This is a genomic window from Paracoccus marcusii, assembly GCF_028621715.1.
Lineage (GTDB): Bacteria > Pseudomonadota > Alphaproteobacteria > Rhodobacterales > Rhodobacteraceae > Paracoccus > Paracoccus marcusii.
Window position 1 is genome coordinate 2843273 of sequence record NZ_CP117466.1, and the last position, 23072, is coordinate 2866344.

At 68.0% G+C, this 23072-nt stretch carries 21 protein-coding genes; 6 read left to right on the top strand and 15 right to left on the bottom strand.

Annotated features, from left to right (window positions below; genetic code table 11):
- Positions 1-15 precede the first annotated feature (15 nt).
- On the bottom strand, positions 16-648 hold the full coding sequence (locus tag PRL19_RS14055; RefSeq protein ID WP_045981267.1) for an ATP-dependent Clp protease proteolytic subunit: 633 nt from the start codon (positions 646-648) through the stop codon (positions 16-18).
- A 155-nt stretch (positions 649-803) separates the two neighbouring features.
- Between PRL19_RS14055 and pth the strand changes: the two genes are divergently transcribed.
- From pth to PRL19_RS14075, 4 genes are read left to right on the top strand one after another with little or no spacing between them, the layout of a single operon-like run.
- On the top strand, positions 804-1499 hold the full coding sequence (gene pth / locus PRL19_RS14060) for an aminoacyl-tRNA hydrolase (protein WP_273744516.1): 696 nt from the start codon (positions 804-806) through the stop codon (positions 1497-1499).
- Positions 1496-2494 carry a DUF2332 domain-containing protein gene (locus PRL19_RS14065; RefSeq protein ID WP_273743319.1) on the top strand — a complete coding sequence of 333 codons (999 nt, stop codon included), beginning with the start codon at positions 1496-1498 and terminating at the stop codon, positions 2492-2494. Before pth ends, PRL19_RS14065 begins: the two co-directional genes overlap by 4 nt.
- 48 nt (positions 2495-2542) lie before the next feature.
- Positions 2543-2917 (top strand): DUF2237 family protein, encoded by a 375-nt coding sequence (locus PRL19_RS14070; RefSeq protein ID WP_045999036.1) that lies wholly within the window; start codon positions 2543-2545, stop codon positions 2915-2917.
- On the top strand, positions 2907-3506 hold the full coding sequence (locus tag PRL19_RS14075) for a DUF4893 domain-containing protein (RefSeq protein WP_273743320.1): 600 nt from the start codon (positions 2907-2909) through the stop codon (positions 3504-3506). Before PRL19_RS14070 ends, PRL19_RS14075 begins: the two co-directional genes overlap by 11 nt.
- Here PRL19_RS14075 and trpB read toward each other — a convergent pair whose 3' ends face one another.
- Positions 3507-4733 (bottom strand): tryptophan synthase subunit beta, encoded by a 1227-nt coding sequence (trpB, locus tag PRL19_RS14080; protein WP_252926462.1) that lies wholly within the window; start codon positions 4731-4733, stop codon positions 3507-3509. It abuts the gene before it with no gap.
- 212 nt (positions 4734-4945) lie between these two features.
- On the opposite strand from trpB, the gene PRL19_RS14085 reads away from it, so the two are divergent.
- Positions 4946-5653, top strand: coding sequence for a gamma-glutamylcyclotransferase (locus tag PRL19_RS14085; protein WP_273743321.1), 708 nt, complete (start codon positions 4946-4948; stop codon positions 5651-5653).
- Between the two features lie 48 nt (positions 5654-5701).
- On the opposite strand, the gene PRL19_RS14090 is transcribed toward PRL19_RS14085, so the two are convergent.
- From PRL19_RS14090 to PRL19_RS14145, 12 genes are all read right to left on the bottom strand, one after another.
- Positions 5702-6463: an SDR family NAD(P)-dependent oxidoreductase gene (locus PRL19_RS14090; protein WP_273743322.1), complete on the bottom strand. Its 762-nt coding sequence runs from the start codon at positions 6461-6463 to the stop codon at positions 5702-5704.
- Entirely contained in the window at positions 6460-6741 is a 282-nt protein-coding gene (locus tag PRL19_RS14095; RefSeq protein WP_045999032.1) for a hypothetical protein, read from the bottom strand. Before PRL19_RS14095 ends, PRL19_RS14090 begins: the two co-directional genes overlap by 4 nt.
- Complete coding sequence (locus PRL19_RS14100) at positions 6738-7745, bottom strand: phosphotransferase family protein (protein ID WP_273743323.1); 1008 nt, start codon at positions 7743-7745, stop codon at positions 6738-6740. The genes PRL19_RS14095 and PRL19_RS14100 overlap by 4 nt, the downstream gene beginning before the upstream one ends.
- Positions 7742-8953: an acyl-CoA dehydrogenase family protein gene (locus tag PRL19_RS14105; RefSeq protein ID WP_273743324.1), complete on the bottom strand. Its 1212-nt coding sequence runs from the start codon at positions 8951-8953 to the stop codon at positions 7742-7744. Before PRL19_RS14105 ends, PRL19_RS14100 begins: the two co-directional genes overlap by 4 nt.
- Before the next feature lie 98 nt (positions 8954-9051).
- Positions 9052-10995 (bottom strand): potassium transporter Kup, encoded by a 1944-nt coding sequence (locus PRL19_RS14110; protein ID WP_273743325.1) that lies wholly within the window; start codon positions 10993-10995, stop codon positions 9052-9054.
- Between the two features lie 314 nt (positions 10996-11309).
- Positions 11310-12590, bottom strand: a complete 1281-nt coding sequence (gene guaD, locus PRL19_RS14115; RefSeq protein WP_273743326.1) for a guanine deaminase — start codon at positions 12588-12590, stop codon at positions 11310-11312.
- Positions 12578-13309: a xanthine dehydrogenase accessory protein XdhC gene (gene xdhC, locus PRL19_RS14120; RefSeq protein ID WP_273743327.1), complete on the bottom strand. Its 732-nt coding sequence runs from the start codon at positions 13307-13309 to the stop codon at positions 12578-12580. The genes guaD and xdhC overlap by 13 nt, the downstream gene beginning before the upstream one ends.
- Positions 13306-15615 (bottom strand): xanthine dehydrogenase molybdopterin binding subunit, encoded by a 2310-nt coding sequence (gene xdhB / locus PRL19_RS14125; protein WP_273743328.1) that lies wholly within the window; start codon positions 15613-15615, stop codon positions 13306-13308. The genes xdhC and xdhB overlap by 4 nt, the downstream gene beginning before the upstream one ends.
- 3 nt (positions 15616-15618) lie before the next feature.
- Complete coding sequence (xdhA, locus tag PRL19_RS14130) at positions 15619-17067, bottom strand: xanthine dehydrogenase small subunit (RefSeq protein ID WP_273743329.1); 1449 nt, start codon at positions 17065-17067, stop codon at positions 15619-15621.
- Between the two features lie 295 nt (positions 17068-17362).
- Positions 17363-18616, bottom strand: coding sequence for a urate hydroxylase PuuD (locus PRL19_RS14135; protein WP_420704397.1), 1254 nt, complete (start codon positions 18614-18616; stop codon positions 17363-17365).
- A 1-nt stretch (position 18617) separates the two neighbouring features.
- Positions 18618-18968: a hydroxyisourate hydrolase gene (gene uraH, locus PRL19_RS14140; protein ID WP_045981279.1), complete on the bottom strand. Its 351-nt coding sequence runs from the start codon at positions 18966-18968 to the stop codon at positions 18618-18620.
- 107 nt (positions 18969-19075) lie between these two features.
- Positions 19076-20554, bottom strand: a complete 1479-nt coding sequence (locus PRL19_RS14145; protein ID WP_273743330.1) for a nucleobase:cation symporter-2 family protein — start codon at positions 20552-20554, stop codon at positions 19076-19078.
- A 268-nt stretch (positions 20555-20822) separates the two neighbouring features.
- Here PRL19_RS14145 and bhcR point away from each other — a divergent pair, with 268 nt between their 5' ends.
- A complete protein-coding gene (gene bhcR, locus PRL19_RS14150) occupies positions 20823-21623 on the top strand; it encodes an HTH-type transcriptional regulator BhcR (protein WP_273743331.1) in 801 nt (266 codons plus the stop codon).
- Between the two features lie 6 nt (positions 21624-21629).
- On the opposite strand, the gene PRL19_RS14155 is transcribed toward bhcR, so the two are convergent.
- A complete protein-coding gene (locus PRL19_RS14155) occupies positions 21630-22931 on the bottom strand; it encodes an NCS2 family permease (RefSeq protein WP_045999024.1) in 1302 nt (433 codons plus the stop codon).
- Positions 22932-23072 lie beyond the last annotated feature (141 nt).

A 23072-nucleotide genomic window follows, 5' to 3' on the forward strand; every position in this document is an offset into this window, starting at 1 on the left:
CAATCCCCATCAAAGCTATTTCTTCTCCGGGACGGCCTTGCCGCGCGGAGCCACGACCTCGTCGATCAGGCCCCAGTCCTTCGCCTCGTCCGCGGTCATGAAGCGGTCGCGCTCCAGCGCCTCCTCGACCTCGGTCAGGGATTTGCCGGTGTGATGGACATAGATCTCGTTCAGGCGACGCTTCAGCTTCTCGGTTTCGCGCGCATGGATCAGGATGTCGGTGGCCTGGCCTTGGTATCCGCCCGACGGCTGGTGGACCATAACGCGGCTGTTCGGCAGAGAATAGCGCAGCCCCGGCTCTCCGGCCGCCAGAAGCAGCGAGCCCATGCTCGCCGCCTGCCCCACCACCAGCGTCGAGACGCGCGGCTTGATGTACTGCATGGTGTCATAGATCGACAGACCCGAGGTCACGACACCGCCGGGGCTGTTGATATACATGCTGATATCCTTGGACGGGTTCTCCGCCTCGAGGAACAGCAACTGCGCGCAGATCAGCGTCGACATCCCGTCATGGACGGGACCCGAGACGAAGATGATGCGCTCCTTCAGCAGACGCGAGAAGATGTCATAGGCCCGTTCCCCGCGCGAGGTCTGTTCGACCACCATCGGCACCAGGGTGTTCATGTAGAATTCTGCCGGATCGCTCATCTTCTGTCCTTGCCTGTTCGCCCCTGTCCCCGCGATTCGACCGGGCACTTGTCCCTGTCTTACCCGCGAAGTGTTGACAGAGTCTTAGTAACGGGCAAGGACAGCCGCAAGGGATGGAACGCAAATCGCCCCCGGCGGGCGGACAGGAGGCAGCCGTGAAGCTGATCGTGGGGCTGGGCAATCCCGGCGCGAAATATGCGGCCAATCGTCACAACATCGGGTTTCTGGCCTTGGACCGGATCGCCGCGGACCACGATTTCACCCCTTGGCGCGCCCGGTTTCAGGGCATGGCCGCAGACGGCCGCCTTGGCGACATGCGCGTCACGCTGCTGAAACCGCAGACCTTCATGAACTTGTCCGGCCAGTCCGTCGGAGAGGCCGCGCGCTATCTGAAGCTGACGCCCGCCGACGTCATCGTGCTGCATGACGAACTGGACCTGGCGCCCGGCAAGTGCCGCGTCAAGCAGGGCGGCGGGCATGCGGGCCATAACGGTCTTCGCTCGATCCACCAGCATATCGGCGCGGAATACGGACGGGTGCGGCTTGGCATCGGGCATCCGGGGCACAAGGACAAGGTCGCGTCCTATGTGCTGTCCGACTTTGCCAAGGCAGAGCAGGACTGGCTGGACGAGCTGTTGCGCGGCATCTCGGACGGCGCCCCGGCGCTGGCGGCCGGCGATGGCGGCCGGTTCCAGAACGCGGTGGCGAACCGCACCGCACCGGCACGCAACAGCGGGACCGAGGCCCCAGCCCCGAAACCCGCACGACCGCCCGCGCCGAAACCGGACCCCGCGCCCCAGCCCGTCACCCTGACCGACCGCCTGCGCGCGCTGGGCGACCGGTTCAAGTGACGGTCCCCGCGGCCTTTGCCCATCAGGCCCGCGCCTGTGCCGCGCTTGGCTCACCGCTGACGGCACAGCTGTGTCGGACCCTGCCCCAGGTTCTGGCCGACGGACCGGTCGCGGACCGCGTGCTGGGCTGGACGGGCGATCCGTCCACCGCGGCGGATTCGCTGCCCCTGCGCCTGTGCGGGGCGCTGCATGCGCTGGTGTTGACCGGGCAGGCCCCTGACCTTGCACGCGCTTATGACGGCGGCGTTGTGGACCCGGCCCTGCTGCGCCGCGTGCTGGACGATCATGCGGAAACCATCCTGTCATGGCTGGACAGCCCCCCGCAGACGAACGAGGTCGCCCGGTCCGCGGCCCTGATCGGCGCGGCACGGTTCCTCAGCGCGCTGTCACCCCTGCCGCTGCGGCTGCTGGAGCTGGGGGCGTCGGCCGGATTGAACCTGAATTTCGACCGCTATCACCTGGGTACGGGGGAAACCGGCGTGGTGCTGACACCCGAATGGCGGGGCGCGATGCCGCAGGGGTCGGTGACGGTTGCCAGCCGTCGCGGGGTCGACCTGAACCCGCTGGACCTGGATCGCGACGGGCTGCGGCTGATGGCCTATTGCTGGGCCGATCAGCATGACCGCATGGCGCGCCTGCGGGCGGCGCTGGACCTGGCCCGGCGGGACCCGCCGCAGGTCGACCGTGGCGATGCGGGTGCCTGGCTGGCCGACCGGTTGGCCAAGCCGGTGCCGGACCGGCTGACGCTGGTCTATCACACCGTCGCGGCCCAGTATTTTCCGCCCGCGACGGCGCAGGCCTGCACGAACGCACTGTCCCGCGCGGGCCGGACCGCGACCCCGTCGGCGCCTGTGGCCCATCTGCGGATGGAGGCCGATGGCGGCGAGGGCGCGGCGCTGGACCTGACGCTGTGGGACGGCACCCGGCGCGACTGGTCGCTTGGCCGCGCGGATTTTCACGGGCGCTGGATCGACTGGCAGCCGAAGCACTTGTGACTTTCCCCGGCGCCCGGCTGCGCCTAGGCTGGGCGCAAAGGAGACCCCATGGACGCTTCGATCAATGTGCTGGGCGGCGTCTTGCAGCCCTGTTCGACCAAGCCGATGACCGGATTCTTTCGCAACGGCTGCTGCGACACCGGGCCCGAGGACCGGGGCAGCCACACGGTCTGCGTGATCCTGACCGACGAATTCCTGGCGATGTCGCGCTATCTGGGCAATGACCTGACGACCCCGCGGCCGGAATACGGCTTTGCGGGGCTGAAGGCCGGCCAGCGCTGGTGCCTGTGCGCCAGCCGCTTTCTGCAGGCGGCGCAGGAATTCGCCGCGCCGACCGTGGTGCTGGAATCCACGCACAAACGCGCGCTGGAGATCGTGCCGCTGGAGTTGTTGAAGCGCCATGCCGGGACCGATGCGGACTAGGACGGCGATCCTGATCGCGGCACTGGCCGCGACACCCGCCGCGGCCTTCGGTCCCGACCTGGCACCCATCATCCGCGCCGAAGACCGCATCCGGCTGGAGCACGTCGATACGGTGGCCGGACGCACGCTGAGGGGTGCCCTTGCGCAGGGAACCCCGGACGATCTGGCCATGCTTTTGCAGGGTCTTGCAGGCCGTCCCCTGCCTGCCGATCGGGCCGCGGCCCTGCTGCCCGGCGACTGGTGGTGCCGGATGCTGAAGCTGGCCGGCGGGTTGCCTCTGGTCGTCTATCAGCCGTTCCGCTGTCGCATCGACGCCGACGGCGGGTTCGTGAAACTGACCGGCTCACAGCGGATGCAGGGCATGATCGGCGATCTGGACGGGGCACAGGCCTATCTGGGCACAGGCTACATCGCCGGCGATACCGCCCCGCCCTATGCCAACCTGCCCGACAGCATCGACCCCGCGGCCACGCCGCAGCGCGTCCCCGAGGTCGGCATGGTCGAGGTCGTCAGCCCGACAAGGGCGCGCATCCTGATGCCCCTGCCGATGCTGGAATCGGACCTGAACATCCTGCTGCTGACGCGCTGATCAGGTCTTCAGGTCCTGACCCAGATGCTTGGCGACGGTGAAGATGTCCTTGTCGCCGCGCCCGCACATGTTCATCACGATGATGTGGTCGGCGGGCAGGTCCGGCGCGATCTTGATGACATGCGCCAGCGCATGGCTGGGCTCCAGCGCGGGAATGATGCCTTCCAGCGCGCAGCACAGCTGGAACGCGCCAAGCGCCTCGTCATCCGTGATGCTGACATATTCGGCGCGGCCGATGTCCTTCAGCCAAGCGTGTTCCGGCCCAATCCCCGGATAGTCCAGGCCCGCGCTGATCGAATGACCCTCCAGGATCTGGCCGTCGTCGTCCTGCAGCAGATAGGTGCGGTTCCCGTGCAGGACGCCCGCGCGGCCGCCCGACAGGCTGGCGCAATGCTCCATCCGGTCGTCCACGCCCTTGCCCCCGGCCTCGACGCCGATGATGCGCACGTCCTTGTCGTTCAGGAACGGATAGAACAGGCCCATCGCGTTCGACCCGCCGCCGATGGCCGCGATGATCGTGTCGGGGAAGCGCCCCTCGCGCGGCATGATCTGCTCGCGGACCTCCTTGCCGATGATCGACTGGAAATCGCGCACCATCGCCGGATAGGGGTGTGGCCCTGCGACCGTGCCGATGCAATAGAACGTGTCGCGCACATTGGTCACCCAATCGCGCAGCGCATCGTTCATCGCATCTTTCAGCGTGCCGCGGCCGCTGGTCACCGGGATCACCTCGGCCCCCAGCAGGCGCATGCGGAAGACGTTGGGCGACTGACGTTCCACGTCATGCGCGCCCATGTAGACCACGCATTTCAGCCCGAACCGCGCGCAGACGGTGGCGGTCGCCACGCCATGCTGGCCCGCGCCGGTTTCAGCGATGATGCGCGTCTTGCCCATGCGGATCGCCAGCAGGATCTGGCCCAGCACGTTGTTGATCTTGTGCGCGCCGGTGTGGTTCAGTTCGTCCCGCTTCATGTAGATCTTGGCGCCGCCCAGATGCTGGGTCATGCGTTCCGCGAAATACAGCGGGCTGGGACGGCCGACGTAATGCGTCCACAGGTCGTCCATCTGCGCCCAGAAGGACGGGTCGGTCTTGGCGCGTTCGTATTCCGCCTCCAGGTCCAGGATCAGCGGCATCAGCGTCTCGGACACGAAGCGGCCGCCATAGATGCCAAAGCGCCCCTGATCGTCGGGGCCGGAGGTAAAGCTGTTCAGCAGATCGTCGGCCATGGGATGCGCCTTTGGGTTATTTGGGTGTCTGGGCAGGCAGGGTGCCCCTTGCCCCCGTTCTAGCCGCCATCGCGCGCAGGGTGAAGCCCGTGCAGGCAGGCGGCCCGCGAAACCGCCCGATTTGCGCGCGACGTCGTGACGCGGACAGGTTTGGCGGTTGACGCCCGGCGGATGACGGTCAAAACCTGCGCCCGACACGCCACACCGGAGGGATGATGCCCAAGGCCCGCACCCTGTCGCTGAGCGATCACCACGTCGCCAGCGTCGCCCCCGCCGAGGGGCTGCTTTACAACCCCGCCTGGCGGATGCTGGAGGATGGCGACCTGGACGCGCTGACCCTGCGGCTGACGCAGGGGCGAACGGGCCCGATACCGATCTTCGCCTATGGGTCGCTGATCTGGAATCCGGGCTTTGCGGTGCAGGACCGCCGCCGCGCCACGGCGAACGGCTGGCACCGCGATTTTTCGCTGACGCTGGACCATTTCCGCGGCACGCCGGAACGGCCCGGCCTGATGCTGGCGCTGGCATCGGGCGGAACCTGCGAGGGGCTGGTGCTGGACATCGCCGAAGGGACCGAGGTCGAATCCATGCGCGCCATCCTGCGCCGCGAACTGGTCGCGCACGAGCTGGCCGCGAACGCCTGCTGGATCCAGGTCCGCACCGATCGCGGGGTCGAATCCGCGCTGACCTTCTATGCCGATCCGGTCGACGCCCCCGTGGCGCGCCTTCCCGTCGAGGAGCAGGCGCGGCTGCTGGCAACCGCTGCAGGCGCTGCGGGCTCGGGCGCCGAATATCTGCTGCGCACCGCGCGCGGACTGGCCGAATGGGGCATCGAGGACGATTACATCTGGACGTTGCAGCACCTGGTCGCCGAACGGATCGAGGCCGAGGCGGGCTTTGTGCCCCCGACTGGCCTCTAGCTCATCCCGCGCCCTTTGCGCAGATAGCCGTGGGGCTCTCATGATCCTCTAAAGCGGCGACAGCAGGTGGCCGCCATCGGCCACCAGGACGGATCCGGTCATGAACGCGCCCGCGTCCGAGGCCAGCAGCAGCAGCGGCCCGGAAAGCTCCTCTGGACGGCCCAGCCTGCGTTGCGGAATGCGGCGGATCTGGGCCTGGCCATGGTCGGTGGCAAAGAAATCGCGGTTGATGTCAGTCTCGACATAGCCGGGGGCCAATGCGTTCACGCGGATGCCGTGGCGCGCCCATTCCAGGGCGTGCTGTTTGGTCAGCTGGATCAGTGCGGCCTTGGACGTGGCATAGGCAGACACCCCCGCCCCCTGCCGTAGCCCCAGGATCGAGGCGACATTGACGATGGCCCCGGGCCGCCCCGCCTCGACCAGCCTTGCGGCCACCGCCACCGACATCCGCCGTGCCCCGTCCAGATTGACGCCCATCACCCGCGCCCAGTCCTGGTCGGACTGTTCCAGCGACGCACCGGGAATGGCGATGCCGCTGTTGTTCACCAGCAGGTCGACCGGGGTACCTGCCCAGGCCTCGGCCCCGTCTAAGGCGCGGCGCACGCTGTCCAGATCGGTCACGTCCAGCGCAGTGACATGCACATCGGTCAGCTGCCGCGCCAGCACCTGCATGGCCTCCACCCGCCGCGCGGCCAGGACCACCCGCGCCCCCGCACCGGCCAGCGTTCGCGCGAATTCCGCGCCAAGCGCGCCCGATGCCCCGGTCACCAGCGCCACGCGCCCGTCCAGGCGGAAACGATCCATGCTCATGCGGGTTCCTCGGCGGTGGTGGGGTCGGCGATCCAGGCGCGCAGCCGGGCGGCGGCCAGCAGGCGGGCATGCAGGTCGGCGTCATGGTCATGCGCACCCGCCCGGATCGCGGCCACATCGGCGGTCACGTCCCGCGACGGGCGGGCCAGCTCTCGCTGCGCCATGGCCAGCGCATTGGCGGCCAGCAGCGCGTGGTATCGGGCATCCGGCCCGCCAGGGGCGATGTCCCGGCGCAGGGTCGCCTCGGCCTCTGCGATCAGGTCCAGTGCGTCGCTCATGCGGCCTCCGGCGCGGCCATCTGCAGCAGGCGGTATTCCAGCGTGTCGGCGATGCGCCCCGTCAGCGCCAGATGCAGCGAGCGTTCGGCCCCGCTGTCGTGGCGGTCGCCCTGCTGGAGGGCGATCACGGCCCACCGGATATGGGCCATGACCTCCCACCACCGCACACGGTCGGGGTCGGGGACCGTGCCCCCGGCGGCGGCATAGCCCGACAGGACGGCCGCACGGCTGGCGATGCCGCCACCCTCCAGATCGGGGCGCGAAAACCGCCAGCATTCCGCGCAGAACCACCCCAGATCGCAGGCCGGGTCCGACCAGGCGGCGAATTCCCAATCCAGAACGGCCGTCAGCCCATCGGCATCGACCAGGAAATTGCCGGTGCGGAAATCCTGATGTGTCAGGGTCACCCTGTCGGGCGCCGGCGCGTGGCGTTCGGCCCAACGCAGCGCCCATTCCAGGCCCGGACGCGGCGCGGGCCGCGCATCCAGCCAGCCGCGCAGCCCCGCCACCGCCTGCAGGGCCGGATCGGCGGGGCGCGGCCCCAGGACCCTTGCCAGCGCCTGGTCCGGATCGATCCTGTGGATCAGCGCCAGCTGGCAGCCCAGGTCGCGACCCAGGGCCTCGCGGTCGCCGCCCAGGCTGGCGTCGCGCACGACCTTGGGGCCATAGCCCGTGCCGCCCACCCAGGCCATCGCCGCGAAGGGCGCGCCGATGACCGAGGCGTCATCGCAGAAGCCCAGGGGTTCGGGCACGCGCACGCCCGCGCGGTGGGCCGCGGCGATGATCGCATATTCCTCTGCCCGAGACCGGCTGGCGGCGATGGTGGCCGGGGCGTCGCGACGGATCACCAGGCGGCGCGACATCCCGTCCGCCGTGACCGTCACCACCCAATTCTGCTGGATCGCGCCGCCAGACAGCTTGTCCGCGGCGGTGACCCGCGCGCCGGGCAGGTCCAGCGTCGTCGCCAGCCAGGCGTCAAGTGCGGCGTTATCCGTCAGGCTCATGCGCCCCAGCCCCAGAAGTCGTCCCCCTCGCGTGCATAGGCATCGGCCAGCACCATCCGGTGCACCTCGGAGGCGCCATCGACCAGCCGCGCCTGCCGGGCATAGCGATAGATCCATTCCAGCACCGTGTCGCGGCTGTATCCCCGCGCGCCGTTCAGCTGGATCGCCACGTCGGCGGCCTGATGCAGCGTGTCGGCGACATGCAGCTTGGCCATCGAAACCTCCTTGCGGGCATGGCTGCCCTGGTCCAGCGCCCAAGCCGCATTCATCGTCAGCAGCCGCCCAATCTGAATGTTCAGCGCCACGCCGCCCAGCATCAGCCGCACCGATTCCCGGTCGGCCAGCCGGATGCCGAAGCCCTCGCGCGCGTCGACATAGGCCTGCGCCTCGGCCACGCAGCGCTTGGCCAGGCCCAGCCAGCGCATGCAGTGGGTCAGCCGCGCGGTGCCAAGCCGGATCTGCGTGACCTTCAGCCCGTCGCCCAAGCCCATCAGGCGGTTCTCGTCGGGGATCTCCAGCCCGTCGAATTCCAGCTCGCAATGGCCGCCATGCTCCTCGGGGCCCATGATGGCGATGCGGCGCAGGATCTTCCAGCCGGGCTGGTCGCGGTGGAACAGGAACGCCGTCAGATGGCGGCGCTTCTCGTCGGGATTGGGGTCGGTGCGCGCGATCAGGATGAAATGCGCCGCCCCCTCGGCCCCGGTGATGAACCACTTGCGGCCCGTGACGCGCCAGACGTCGCCATGCCGCACGGCGGTCGTGCCGATCATGCCGGGGTCGGACCCGCCACCCGGCGCGGGTTCGGTCATCACGAAGCTGGACCGCACCTCACCCGCGACCAGCGGCGCCAGCCAGCGCGCCTGCTGATCGGGGGTGCCCACGCGGGCCAGGATGTCCATGTTCCCGTCATCGGGGGCCGCGCAGTTGAAGACCGCGGGCCCGAAGATCGAGCGGTTCGCCTCCTCGTACATCACCGCGCGGCCGGTGACGGGTAGGCCCATGCCGCCCAGGGCCTGCGGCACCTGCGGGCACCACAGCCCCGCCGCCCGCGCACGCGCGCGCAGCGCCTGCAGGGGCGCATCGGCGATGTTGTCATGATCATCCCAGTTGGCGCGGTCGGCCTCGACCGGCAGGATATGGGTGTCGACGAAATCACGGGTACGGCGGCGGATGTCCTCCAACCGGGGGTCCAGGGTGAAATCGATCATGTCAGTCCTCGCCTCAAACGCTCCGCGTCCTGCCGGGGACCACCATCCACCAGCCTCCGCGCGATGTCGATGCCGGGCGATCCAGACACGGCGCCGCGTCAGATCAGCAGTTGCTGACCCAGGACGATCACGCGGCTGCTGGGTAGATGATAGAAGTCGGTGGCGTTCGCAGCGGATTTGGACAGGGACACGAACAGCGTCTCTTGCCACGCGGGCAGTTCGCGTGTCTTGCCGGGGCGGAACGTGCGGCGGCTGAGGAAGAAGGACGTCGACATGATGTCGAAGCGCACGCCTTCCTTGCGGGCCAGGGTCAGCGCCTTGGGCAGGTTCGTCTCCTCCATGTAGCCGAAACACATGTCAATGCGGATGAAGCGGTCGGACAGGCGCGTCACCGTCAGGCGATCGTTGTCGGCGACATAGGGGCGCGTCGCCACGGTCACGCAGACGATGATGTTCGTCTCGTGCAGGACATGGTTGTGCTTGAGGTTGTGCAACAGGGCGGCCGGCGCGATGTCGGGTTCCGCGGTCAGGAAGACGGCGGTGCCGGGCACCTCGACCAGCCGGTCAGACCGGGCCAGCATCTCGATCAGCGCGGCCGTCGGGGTGGCGCTGCGCCGGGCCTGGGCCTGGACGTGGCGGGTGCCGCGGATCCAGGTCCACATCAGCACGATCATCACGGCGGCCATCATGATCGGCACCCAGCCCCCGTTCGGGATCTTGATCGCGTTCGATCCCAGGAACAGCAGTTCCAGCGCCAGCAGCGGCGTGACCACCACGGCGACCAGCATCAGGGGCCAGCGCCAGACCCGCAGGAACACGACCGAGGCCAGGATGGTGGTGATGACCATGTCCCCCGTCACCGCGATGCCGTAGGCCGCGGCCAGGTCCGAGGACGACCCGAACACCACCACCAGCACGACCACGCCGATGGCCAGGATCGCGTTGATCTTGGGCAGGTAGATCTGCCCTTCCTGGGTCTCGGAGGTGTGCAGGATCTCAAGCCGGGGCAGCAGGTTCATGCGCACCGCCTGCTTGATCATCGAGAACGCGCCCGAGATGACCGCCTGGCTGGCGATGACCGTGGCCATCGTCGCCAGGATCACCAGGGGCAGCAGCGCCCAGGGCGGCGCCATCAGGAAGAACGGGTTCGTCACCCGGTCGGGATGGGCCAGGATCATCGCCCCCTGCCCCAGATAGCTGAGCGTCAGGGCGGGCCAGACCAGCAGCACCCAGGCCATGCGGATCGGGCGACGCCCGAAATGGCCCATGTCGGCATAAAGCGCCTCTCCTCCGGTGACGGCTAGGAAGACCGATCCCAAGACGATCAGCGAGGCCAGCTTGTTCGTGACCAGGAACGCCCCGGCATGCACGGGGCTGAGCGCGCGCAGGATCGACCAGTCGTCGCCGATATGGGACAGCCCCATCACCGCCATGACGACGAACCAGGTGACCATGATCGGCCCGAACAGGATCGACACCGCCCCCGTGCCCCACCGCTGGACGATGAACAGCCCGGTGATGATGGCCAGCGTGACGGGCACCACGTAGGGGCCGAAGGCGGGGGCCACGATGGTCAGCCCCTCGACCGCGGACAGGACCGACATGGCGGGCGTGATGATCGCGTCCCCGAAGAACAGCGATATGCCGATCATTCCCAGCACCATCAGCCAGACGGGACGCTTGCCCAGTGCCTGCTGGATCAGGGTCACCAGGCTCAGCGTGCCGCCCTCGCCCCGGTTGTCGGCGCGCATGATCAGGGCGACGTACTTGAAGCTGACGATCGAGATCAGCGTCCAGATCAGCAGCGAGATCACCCCCACCACATCATCCGGCGACAGCCCGTCGCGCGACGCGGCATGCAGCGATTCGCGCATCGCATAGATCGGAGAGGTCCCGATGTCGCCATAGACGACCCCGATCGCCCCCAGGACCAGCCCGCCCAGGTTGCTGGAACCATGCTGCCCCGCGGTGGGAAGATCGGACAGGTGCGCCGATGCGGCGGCAGGTTGCGCCGGACCGTCGGGGGTGACGTGATCGCTCATGTGTCGACAACTCTCTTGGCAGCGCCGAGGCCTGCAGGCGCTGCCGCCTCTAGCAGGCACGCGTCGCATTGAGAAGAACGGCCCGCGTTCATCTGACATCCACGAAGGCGATCACGTCAAACCCTAGCCCGGCGAGACCGGCACCATGCGTGCCGCCTGCCCATCGTTCAATCAGAACGGCACGATTCTGCCAAGCCGGATCGGGTGGCAGGTTCGATCTGTCGTTGGGTCACATCGTTAGGGGCCGAATCACGCCCGTCCCCGGCGCGACGCGTGCAGGCATAGCCGGACGTCGCCCGGCTGCCAGAGGTGCATCAACCCGTCTTCTGCGGGCGACCGGCGACATAGGTCTGGGCCACCGCGCGGTCGTCGCCCATGATCTGCAGGATGAACAGCTCCTGCGCGAGGGTCTCGGCCTTTTCCATCCGCAACGCCATGGCGGGGGTGGCACGGGCGTCGAGGACCACCAGGTCAGCGGCGCTGCCGGGGGCCAGGGTGCCGATCTCGGCCTCCATGCCCAGGGTCAGCGCGTTGCCGCGCGTGGCCCAGTGGAACGCCGCCAGCGGATGCAGTTTCTGCCCGCGCATCTGCAGGATCTTGTAGCCCTCGGCCAGGGTCTGCAGCATCGACCAGCTGGTGCCGCCGCCCACATCCGTTGCGATGCCGCTGACGATGCCCGCGGCGCGCAGCCCGTCGGCGTCGAACAGCCCGGACCCCAGGAACAGGTTCGAGGTCGGGCAGAACACCGCATGGCTGCCGCTTTCTGCCATCCGGGCGATTTCGCGGGATTCCAGATGGATAGAATGGCCCAGCAGCAGCTTGTCGGACAGCAGGCCGTAGCCCTCGTAGATGTCCAGATAGTCGCGCGCCTTGGGATAGAGCGACAGGGTGTATTCGATTTCGTCGACGTTTTCCGACAGATGCGTCTGCACGTGGCAGTCGGGATGGGCGCGGGCCAGCGCGCCGACCGCTTCCATCTGTTCGGGGGAGGACGTGATCGCAAAGCGGGGCGTGATCGCATAGCGCTGCCGGCCCTTGCCGTGCCACGCCTGGATCAGTGCCGCGCTATCGTCATAGCCCTGCTGTGGCGTGTCCAGCACGGCGGCCGGCGCATTGCGGTCCATCATCACCTTGCCCGCGATCATGGCCATGTCGCGATCATGGGCGGCAGCGAACAGCGCCTCGGCGCTGGCCTTGTGGCTGGAGCAGAAGGCAACGGCGGTCGTCGTGCCATGCGCGGTCAGCTGGTCCAGGAACAGCCCCGCCATGCGGGTGGCATGCGCGGGGTCGGCGAATTCCGCCTCGGCCGGGAAGGTATAGGTGTTCAGCCAGTCCAGCAGCTGCGCACCCCAGCTGGCAATGACCTGCAACTGGGGAAAATGGATATGCGGGTCGATGAAGCCCGCCAGGATCAGATGTGGGCGGTGGTCGATCTCCTCCAACCCGTCGCGGGTCAGTTCGGCATGATCGCCGACGGCGACGATGCGCCCGTCATCGACCAGGATGGCCCCGTCTTCCCAGAAGCGATGATTGTCGGCCGTGTCCTGGGGATCGGCATGAAAGTCGAGGACGCGGCCCCGGATCAGCTGTTGCATGGGTATTTTTTCAAAGAAGAAGAGGTGAGGCGCGCCATCAGTTCGGCGGCGGTGAAGGCGGCGATGATTTCGGGGCGCTTGTCGCGCGAGAAGCCTGCCCCGATGGGACAGGTCAGGCCGGCGGCGTCGACCCCGCGCGAGGCGGCGAAGCGTTCGAACTGGGCCCGCTTGGTGGCGCTGCCGATCATCCCGACATAGGGCAGGTCGGTGCGGGCAAGCGCCTCGGCCGCCAGCAGGAAATCCAGTGCGTGATCGTGGGTCACGATCACCACGGACGTGCCGGGCCGGGCTGCGCGGATCTGCGCCTCGGGCAAGGGGGTCAGCAGGGTCGGGCCGCTGGCCTGCGCCAGCTCCTCTGCCCGGCTGTCGATCAGCAGGGCGTTGACCGGCAGCGGTTCCAGCGCCCGGGCCAGGGCGCGCCCGACATGGCCCGCGCCAAAGATCAGCGCGTCGGCGTGATCCTGCGGCGCGGGGCCGTGGCGGTCCAGCGTCAGCACCACCCGCCCGCCGCAGCACTGGCCGATCTGGGGGCCCAACGGCACGTCCATGGTGGCATCGGCCTCGTCCCGCGCCAGCATCTGCCGCGCGCGGTCGATCGCCATGTATTCCAGCTGTCCACCGCCGATGGTGCCGGTGACCCGGTCGGGGGTCACGAACATCTCGGCCCCCGCCTCCCGCGGGGTCGAGCCCAGGGCCCGGGTGACGCGGACGCGGATCATCCGCGCAGCCGCTCGACCGCCATCAGCACGCGTTCGGGCGTGGCGGGCGCATCCAGACGCGCAGGCGTGCGATAGTCGGCGACCGAGGCCACGGCCATGTTGATCGCCTCGAACACGCTGATGCCCAGGACGAAGGGCGGTTCTCCGACGGCCTTGGACCGCTTGATGGTCCGCTCGCTGGCCTCGGACCAGTCGGCCAGCGCGACGTTGAAGATGCGCGGGCTGTCGCTAGCAAGAGGCACCTTGTAGGTCGACGGCGCATGGGTGCGCAGGCGCCCCTTGGCATCCCACCACAATTCCTCGGTCGTCAGCCAGCCGGCACCCTGGACGAACGCGCCCTCGACCTGACCGCGGTCCAGCACCGGGTTCAGGCTGCGGCCCACGTCGTGCAGGACGTCGGCGCGGTCGATGACGTATTCGCCGGTCAGCGTGTCCACCGACACCTCGGCCACCGCGGCGCCATAGGCGAAATAGTAGAACGGCCGCCCCTGCCCCGTCGTCCGGTCCCAGTGGATCTTGGGCGTCTTGTAGAAGCCTGCCGCCGACAGCTGGATGCGCGCCATGTAGGCCGCGCGGATCACCTGGGCAAAGGGGATCATCTGATCGCCCGCCCGCACGTGACCCGGCACGAAGGCCACCTGGTCGGGGGCGACCTGCCATTTTTCGGCCACGAAGGTCACCAGGCGCGCCTTGATCTGTTCCGCCGCATCCAGCGCCGCCATGCCGTTCAGGTCGGTCCCCGAGGACGCCGCCGTGGCCGAGGTGTTCGGCACCTTTTCCGTGGTGGTCTTGGTGATCTTGATGCGGCTCAGGTCACACTGGAACGCCTCGGCGACCACCTGGGCCACCTTGGTGTTCAGACCCTGCCCCATCTCGGTCCCGCCGTGATTCAGGTGGATCGAGCCGTCGGAATAGACATGGATCAGCGCCCCTGCCTGGTTGAACCAGGTCGCGGTGAAGCTGATGCCGAACTTCACCGGGGTCAGCGCGATGCCCTTGCGGATCACCCCACCCTTGGCGTTCCAGTCCAGCACCGCCTGCCTGCGGGCGTGATAATCGCTGCTGGCCTCCAGCTCATCGAAGATGCGCGGCAGGATCTGGTCCTGCACCGTCTGGTGATAGGGCGTCAGCTGGCCGTTCTGGTACAGGTTGCGCTTGCGCACCTCCAGCGGGTCCATGCCCAAGGCATAGGCGATCTCCTCGACCATGCGTTCGGCCACGATGGCACCCTGGGGACCGCCAAAGCCGCGAAAGGCGGTGTTGCTGACGGTGTTCGTCTTCATCGGGTGGCTACTGATGCGCACGTCGGGATAAAAATAGGCGTTGTCGGCGTGAAACAGCGCCCGGTCGGTCACCGGCCCCGACAGGTCAGCCGAAAAGCCGCAACGGGCATAGAAATCGCCCTCCACCGACCGGATGCGGCCGTCATCGTCAAAGCCCACGGCGTAATCCACCACGAAATCGTGCCGCTTGCCCGTGGCGATCATGTCGTCGTCCCGGTCTGGGCGGATCTTGACCGTCCGGTTCCAGCGCTTGGCCGCGACGGCCGCGACGCAGGCGAACAGGTTCATCTGCGTTTCCTTGCCGCCGAAACCGCCACCCATGCGCCGCACGTTCACCACGACCGCGTTGCTGGGTACCCCCAGGACGTGGGCCACCATGTGCTGCACCTCGGACGGGTGCTGGGTCGAGACGTGCAGGACGACCTCGTCATCCTCGCCCGGCACGGCCATCGCGATCTGGCCCTCCAGATAGAAGTGGTCCTGCCCGCCGATGGCAAAACGACCCTCGATCCGGCGCGGCGCGGCGGCCATCGCCGCAGGCGCATCGCCGCGCTTGAGGGTAAGGGGGTCGGTGACATAGCCCATGCCCGCGTCGCGCGCCGCGATCGGGTCCAGCGCATGGGACAGCATGTCATAGTCGATCCGCGCCTTGTGCGCCGCGCGGCGCGCCTGGTCGCGCGTTTCGGCGATGACCGCAAAGACCGGCTGGCCCCAGAACTGCACCACGCCTTCGGCGAAGATCGGGTCGTCGTTCTTGCCGTTGGGCGACACGTCGTTGACGCCCGGCAGATCGGCCGCCGTCAGGATGCCCAGCACGCCCGGCTGCGCCAGCGTGTCGGTGAAATCCATGCCCGTGATGCGGCCATGGGCGCAGGACGACAGGCCCAGATAGGCGTGGATGGTGCCTGTGGGCTCGACCAGATCGTCGGTGTATTCGGCACGGCCGGTGACATGCTTGGCGGCGCTGTCATGGGCGGTGTCCTGATGGGCCTGGCCCGTGATGGTCGCGGTGTCGTCCTTCATGGCCTAGACTCCTTCGCTCTGGCGCAGCCGCACGGGCAGGCCGGGTTCGGATTGCTCCAGCCAGAACCGCCGGATCAGGTTGCGTGCGACCGTAGCGCGGTATTCCGCGCTGGCGCGCATGTCGGACAGCGGCTGGAAATCCTCCGCGATCGCGCGGGCGGCGGCATCGAAGCTTGCCGCCGCGAAGGGCTGCCCCTGCAGCGCGGCCTCGGCACGGCGGGCGCGCTTGGGCGTTCCGGCCATGCCGCCGAAGGCCAGCCGCGCGCGGGCGATCATGCCGTCCGCCACGTCGATGCAGAACCCCGCCGCGACAGAGGTGATATCGCTGTCGCGCCGCTTGCTGACCTTGTAGGCGGCGATGCGCGCCTGGGGCTGCGTAGGGATCAGGACCTCCTCGACGAACTCGCCTTTCTGGCGGTCCTGCTTGCCGTAGTCGATGAAGAAATCCTCCAGCGGCAGCTCGCGGCGCGTGTCGCCCCGGCGCAGGACGATCCGCGCGTCCAGCGCGATCAGCAAGGGCGGCGTATCCCCGATCGGAGAGCCGTTGGCGATGTTCGCCCCGATGGTGCCGGCATTGCGCACCTGCCAGCCGCCGATGCGCGACCAGTATTCGGCGGCCTGCGGAACATGGCGGGCGATCAGGGGCGCGGCCTCGCTGTAGGTCACGCCGGCACCCAGGCGGATCATGCCGTCCTCGACCGTGATGTCCTTCATCAGGTGACCGATGAAGATGGCCGGGCTGATGTCGCGCATGAACTTGGTGACCCACAACCCGACATCGGTGGCGCCCGCGACCAGCGTCGCCTTGGGTTCGTCCAGCAGCAGTTGGGCCAGATCGTCGGTATCGGCGGGGACAAGCGCCCGGTCCGCTCCGCGCGCAAGCGAAACCCGTGCGCCACGCATCCCGGCCAGGCGCGCGGCCACCGCGTCGCGTTCGCGGGACAGCGCGTCCTGGGCCTGCCCTCCGGCCGCGCCCGCGGCCAGGGCCGCGCGGATGATCGGCGCATAGCCCGTGCAGCGGCAGATGTTGCCCTGCAGCGCGGTCTCGATCTCGGTGGCATCGGCATCGGGATTGGTCATCCACAGCCCGTAGAGCGCCATCACGATGCCCGGCGTGCAGAAGCCGCACTGGCTGCCGTGATGGTCCACCATCGCGGCCTGGACCGGGTGCAGACCGCCATCGGGGCCGCGCAGATGCTCGATCGTGACGATATGGGTGGCATGGCACGAGGCCAGCAGCCGGATGCAGGCGTTCACCGGCTCATAGACCAGCCCCGTGGCGGTCAGGCGTCCCGCAAGCACCGTGCAGGCGCCGCAATCGCCCTCGGCGCAGCCCTCCTTGGTGCCGGTCATCCGGCGCGCAATGCGCAGATGATCCAGCAGCGTGTCCGAAGCGCCGACCTCTGTCAGGGCGATCTCGGTGTCGTTCAGAAGAAACCGCAGCTGGGTCATGATAGCCTTTCCTTGCCTTGGTCCAAGTCTACGGCCTGGCGGTGCGTTTCGAAATCGGCTGTGATCTAGAAGACTTTACACGTTCCGTTGAAAGCGGGCCACCGTCACATGGCGTCAGGCGCGAAAGCCGCGCCACCTGCGACAATCTTCGGCAGCCCTTTCCAGCGGTGGCCGACCTTGCCGGGGGCGCAAAAAGGCGCGGCGGCCCCCCATCGAGGGGGGCCGCCGCGCCCGGGGGACTGCGCCCCCGTGTCCAGCCGTTGCGCGGGCCGTTGTCGTTCAGCGAGGGACAGTCCTACAGGCCCGCGACCCCCAGGGGTCCGACCTCGCGGAACCAGCGCAGGATCGCGTCGCGTTCGGCGTCCTCCATCCCGGTGATGTTCGCAGGGGGCATCGCGTCGGTCAGTCCCGCCTGGACATAGACCTGATGCGCGGCGCGGGCGATGTCGGCGGGCGTCTCCAGCAGGACGCCCTTGGGCGCGGTGCGGATGCCGTCCCAGACCGGTTCGCGCGCATGGCACATCGAACAGCGGCCGATGACGGCCTGGCTGGCATCCTCGAACCCCTCGGCCTCGGCGAAGCGCGTCTCGACCGGGGTCAGGGGCCGGGCCATCGCCTCATCATAGCTGTCCTGGTTCACGCCGATCGACGCCAGCCACATCACCCCGATGAACAGCATCGTCGTGACCGCCCATGTCCACCACTGGTATCCCTTGCGGGCATGCATGGTGTTGAAGAAGTGCCGGATGGTCACACCCATCAGGAAGATCAGCGCTGCGATCAGCCAGTTGTACTGGCTGGCGAAGGCCAGCGGGTAGTGGTTCGACAGCATCAGGAAGATGACCGGCAGCGTCAGGTAGTTGTTGTGCGTCGACCGCAGCTTGGCGATCTTGCCGTATTTCGGGTCGGCGGGGCGCCCGGCCTTCAGGTCGGCAACGACGATGCGCTGGTTCGGCATGATGATCAGGAACACGTTCGCGGTCATGATCGTCGCGGTGAAGGCGCCCAGATGCAGCAGCGCCGCGCGGCCCGTGAAGATCTGGTCATAGGCCCAGCCCATCGCCACCAGCGCCGCAAACAGCAGCAGCATCAGCACCGTGGGACGGTTGCCCAGGGGCGACTTGCACAGCCCGTCATAGATCAGCCAGCCCACCGCCAGCGACCCGCCCGAGATCAGGATCGCCTGCCAGATCGCCAGGTCGGCCTTGGCAGGCTCGATCAGGTACAGGTTGGCGCCGGCCCAATAGGTGACCATCAGCAGCGCGGCCCCAGACAGCCAGGTCGCATAGCTTTCCCATTTGAACCAGGTCAGATGCTCGGGCATGCGCTCGGGCGCGACCAGGTACTTGCGGATGTGATAGAACCCCCCGCCGTGGACCTGCCATTCCTCGCCATGCGCGCCCTTGGGAAGGTCGGGTGCCTTCTGCAGGCCCAGGTCCAGCGCGATGAAGTAGAACGACGACCCGATCCACGCGATGGCGGTGATCACGTGCAGCCAGCGGACGGCAAAGGAGAGGAACTCCCACAGGATAGCGATTTCCGGGATCATCTCAGCTGCCCCGATAGGTGGAATAGCCGAACGGAGAGACCAGCAGCGGCACGTGGTAATGGTCGTTCTGCGACATGCCGAAGCGGATCGGGATCACGTCCAGAAAGCGGGGGCTTTCGGGCGCCACGCCCGACGCGTCCATCCAGGCGCCGGCATGGAATTCCAGCTCGTAGGTGCCGGTGGCGAAATCGCCCGCCGGCAGGATATGCGCATCGGTGCGCCCGTCGTCATTGGTCACCATGCGCGCGATCTCCTCGCGCGCGGGCGACAGCCGGAACAGCACCACCTGCATCCCGCGCGCGGGCAGCCCGCGCGCCGTGTCCAGAACATGCGTTGTCAGAAAACCCGACATGAAATCCCCCCGTCTTGATCGTTCCTGCGCCGTGATACCCGATTTGTCCAAGGGCGGCAGGGGCTTGATGGACAAGGCAGTCTTAAGAAACCGTGCATAATCGACCCTCAGTGATCGGCCAGCCGACCGGCCTCGGCCAGTTCAGCCTCGTCCGCGGGGGCTGCACCGTTGTAGAACCAGTTCAGCGCCACCGCGCTGACCGCGGCCAGCAGGATGCCCGAATGGATCAGCGCATGGATCGCATGGGGCAGCCACTGCTTGAAGTTCGGGGCGACCAGCGGGATCATCGCCATGCCGATGCTGATGGCCACGACGAACAGATTGTGGCGGTTGGCGGTGAAGTCGACACGGCTCAGGATGCGGATGCCGGTGGCGGCGACCATTCCGAACATCACCAGCCCGGCGCCGCCCAGCACGGTGGTCGGCAGGCTTTCGACCAGCGCGCCCATCTTGGGGATCAGGCCCAGCACGATCATGATGATGCCGCCCGCCACGCAGACGAACCGCGACCGGATGCCCGTGACCCCCACCAGCCCGACGTTCTGCGAGAACGAGGTATAGGGGAAGGTGTTGAAGATGCCGCCCAGCATCGTGCCCAGACCGTCGGCACGCAGGCCCGCGGCCAGGCCGCGCGAATTGATCGGACGGCGGCACATATCCGACAGCGCCAGGAACATGCCCGTCGATTCGATCATCACCACGATCATCACCAGGACCATCGTGACGATCATCACCGGGTCAAAGGTCGGAAGACCGAAATGGAACGGCTTGATGACGGCGAACCAAGCGGCCTCTCCGACCTTGTCGAACTGCATCAGCCCCATCGCCGCCGCGGCGACGCCGCCCACGGCGATGCCCAGCAGCACCGCGATGTTGGCCATGAAGCCGCGGGCGAACCGCGACACCAGCAGGATCGTGCCCAGCACCAGCACCGCGATCAGGATGTTCGTCCCCGAAGCATAGGCGGGGTTCGGCATGGCGGGCGCCAGGCGCAGCCCCTCGGGCACGCCGCCCGCGGCGATGGCGCCGTCCAGCCAGGCCTGCTGCGCGGGATCGACCAGCAACGGTGCGGTCGGACCGACCGGCAGGCCGAAGATCCAGTTGATCCCGATGGGCATCAGGCTGATGCCGATGGCCAGGATGACCGTGCCGGTGACGACGGGCGGAAAGAACCGCAGGACCCGCCCGATCAACGGCGCCAGCAGGATGGCGATGAGGCCCGCCGCGATGATCGCCCCGAACAGCGCGCGCGCCCCGTCTGTGCCCGGCGTCTGGCCCGCGATGGCGACCATCGGCCCCACGGCCGCAAAGGTCACGCCCATCATCACCGGCAGGCGGATGCCGAAATACTGGGTCATGCCCAGGCTTTGGATCAGGGTCGCCAGTCCGCAGACGAACAGGTCGGCCGAGATCAGGAAGGCCACCTCCTCGGGCGGCAGCTGCAGGGCACGGCCCACGATCAGCGGCACCGCGATGGCGCCCGCATACATGACCAGCACGTGCTGGAACCCCAGCGTGATCAATCGCCCCGTGGGCAGCATCTGGTCGACGGGATGGACCTGGGTCCGGGAAAGGCTGTCTGTCATGGCGGGCTCCCCTTCTGATGTCGCGTCGTGGTTGCGCGACTGACCCAGACCTAGCTTGGCCCGTCATTTTCCCGAAACGGATTTTCAGGGCGACGTCGGCACCCTACCCCCGGCTGCCCGAAATCCCGGCACCGAATCCGCCCCTGCCCAGCCCGTGCCGGGAACCCGCGGCGACCGAAAATGGAAATGTTTTCTAAGCGTTGGCTTTTTGGCTTGCGAGGCGTCATTTTCGCCCGCATCTAAAGGCAGCATTAACAAGGGACGCATAATGGCCGACCCGACCCGCAAGCGGGGGCGCCCCCGCAAGACCCTGCCCGACGCACCGGGCACCGTGCAGTCGCTGGACCGGGCGCTGGACCTTCTGGACCTGCTGGCGGCCCATCCCGGCCTGACCTTGTCCGAGGTGGCGGACCGATCGGCACAGCCGCCCTCGACCGTCCACCGGGTGCTGCACACGCTGGCCGCGCGCGGCATGGCCGAAAGCGACCCCGCGACGCAGGCCTGGAACATCGGGCCGCAGGCGTTCCGCCTGGGATCGGCCTTCATGCGCCGGTCGGGCCTTGTGGAACGCGCCCGCCCGATCATGCGCGCGCTGATGGAACATACCGGCGAAACCGCGAACCTGGGCATCCTGCAGGGCGACAGCGTGCTGTTCCTGTCCCAGGTCGAGACGTCCGAGACGATCCGCGCGTTCTTTCCCCCCGGCACCCGGTCGCCCCTGCACGCATCGGGGATCGGCAAGGCGCTGCTGGCGTTCCGGCCCGACAGCGTCGCGGCACTGGGTCCCCTGGCGCGGTTCACCGACACCACGCTGACCGACCCCGTGGCGCTGGAGGCAGACCTGGCCCGCATCCGGCACCGCGGCTTTTCCTTCGACGACGAGGAACGCAGCCGGGGCATGCGCTGCATCGCGGCCCCCGTCTTCGATCTGTCCGGAGAGGCGATCGCCGGGATCAGCGTCAGCGGCCCCACGCACCGCATCGGGGCCGAACACGTCAAGACCCTGGGCGCGGTGGTGGCCGCCGCTGCGGCCAACCTGTCCGATGCCTTGGGCGGCCCGACCCGCTGACCGGGGTCAGTGCGCGCCGAACAGCGCGAACTTGGCCACGAACAGGGCCGCGATGATCCAGGTCGCGGCATGCACCTCGCGCGCGCGGCCGGTCAGCAGCTTGATCACGGCATAGCTGATGAAGCCGAAGGCCAAGCCGTTGGCGATGGAATAAGTCAGCGGCATGGCGATGGCGGTCAGCACCGAAGGCGCGGCCTCGGTCACGTCGTCCCAGCTGACCTCGGCCAGCTCGCGCACCATCAGCGTCGCGACATACAGAAGGGCGGGCGCGGTCGCATAGGCGGGCACCGACCCGGCCAGCGGCGCAAAGAACATCGCGGCCAGGAACAGCAGGCCCACGACCACGGCGGTCAGGCCGGTCCGGCCCCCCGCCTGCACGCCCGACGCGCTTTCCACATAGGCGGTCGTCGAGGACGTGCCCAGCAGCGCACCGGCCGTGATCGCGGTCGAATCCGCCATCAGCGCGCGGCCCAGGTTCTTGTTCTTGTGGGTCGGCCCCTCGGTCAGCAGGCCCGCGCGCTTGGCCACGCCGATCAGCGTGCCGGTGGCGTCGAAGACCTCGACCAGGACCATGACCAGAACGACCTGGAAGATGCCGAAGGTCAGCGCGCCCATCAGGTCCATCTGCAGGAAGGTCGGCGCGATCGACGGCGGCATGGACATGACGCCCGAAAACTGGCTGACGCCAAGAACGATCGCCGCGACCGTCACCACCAGAATGCCGATCAGGATCGCCCCCGTGACCCGCAGCGCATCCAGCGTCACGATCAGGAAGAACCCGCAGATCGTCAGCAGCGTGCCCGTGGCTGTCAGATCGCCCAGCGCGACCAGCGTCGCGGGGTTGCCCACCACGATGCCCGACGACTGCAGCGCGATGATCGCCAGGAACAGCCCGATGCCCGCCGCGATGGCGCTGCGCATCGATGCGGGGATGCCCGCGATCAGCCAGCGCCGGATGCCCGTCAGCGACAAGAACAGGAAGATCATCCCGCTAATGAACACCGCGCCCAGCGCCTGCTGCCAGGTAAAGCCCATGACGCCCACGACGGTGAAGGCGAAGAAGGCGTTCAGCCCCATGCCCGGCGCCATGCCGATGGGCCAGTTGGCCCACATCCCCATGATCAGCGAGCCCAGCGCCGCGGCAAGGCAGGTCGCGACGAAGACCGCGTCGCGGTCCATGCCGGTTGTGGACAGAATGTCCGGATTGACGAAGATGATATATGCCATCGTCAGGAAGGTGGTGATCCCGGCGATCACCTCCGTCCTGACGCTGCTGCCTTTTTCGGCAAGTCCAAAATAGCGTTCCATGCGTCCCCCCTTGGCGGACCCCCCGTCCGCCGTTGGGCCGGACAGTGGGCGGCGCGGCCTCATGCCGCAATTGTCCCCGGCGCGTAAGTCTTTCAACGCGATTTTGAAAGACCCGACCATTGTCGCGCATTCCTTGATACA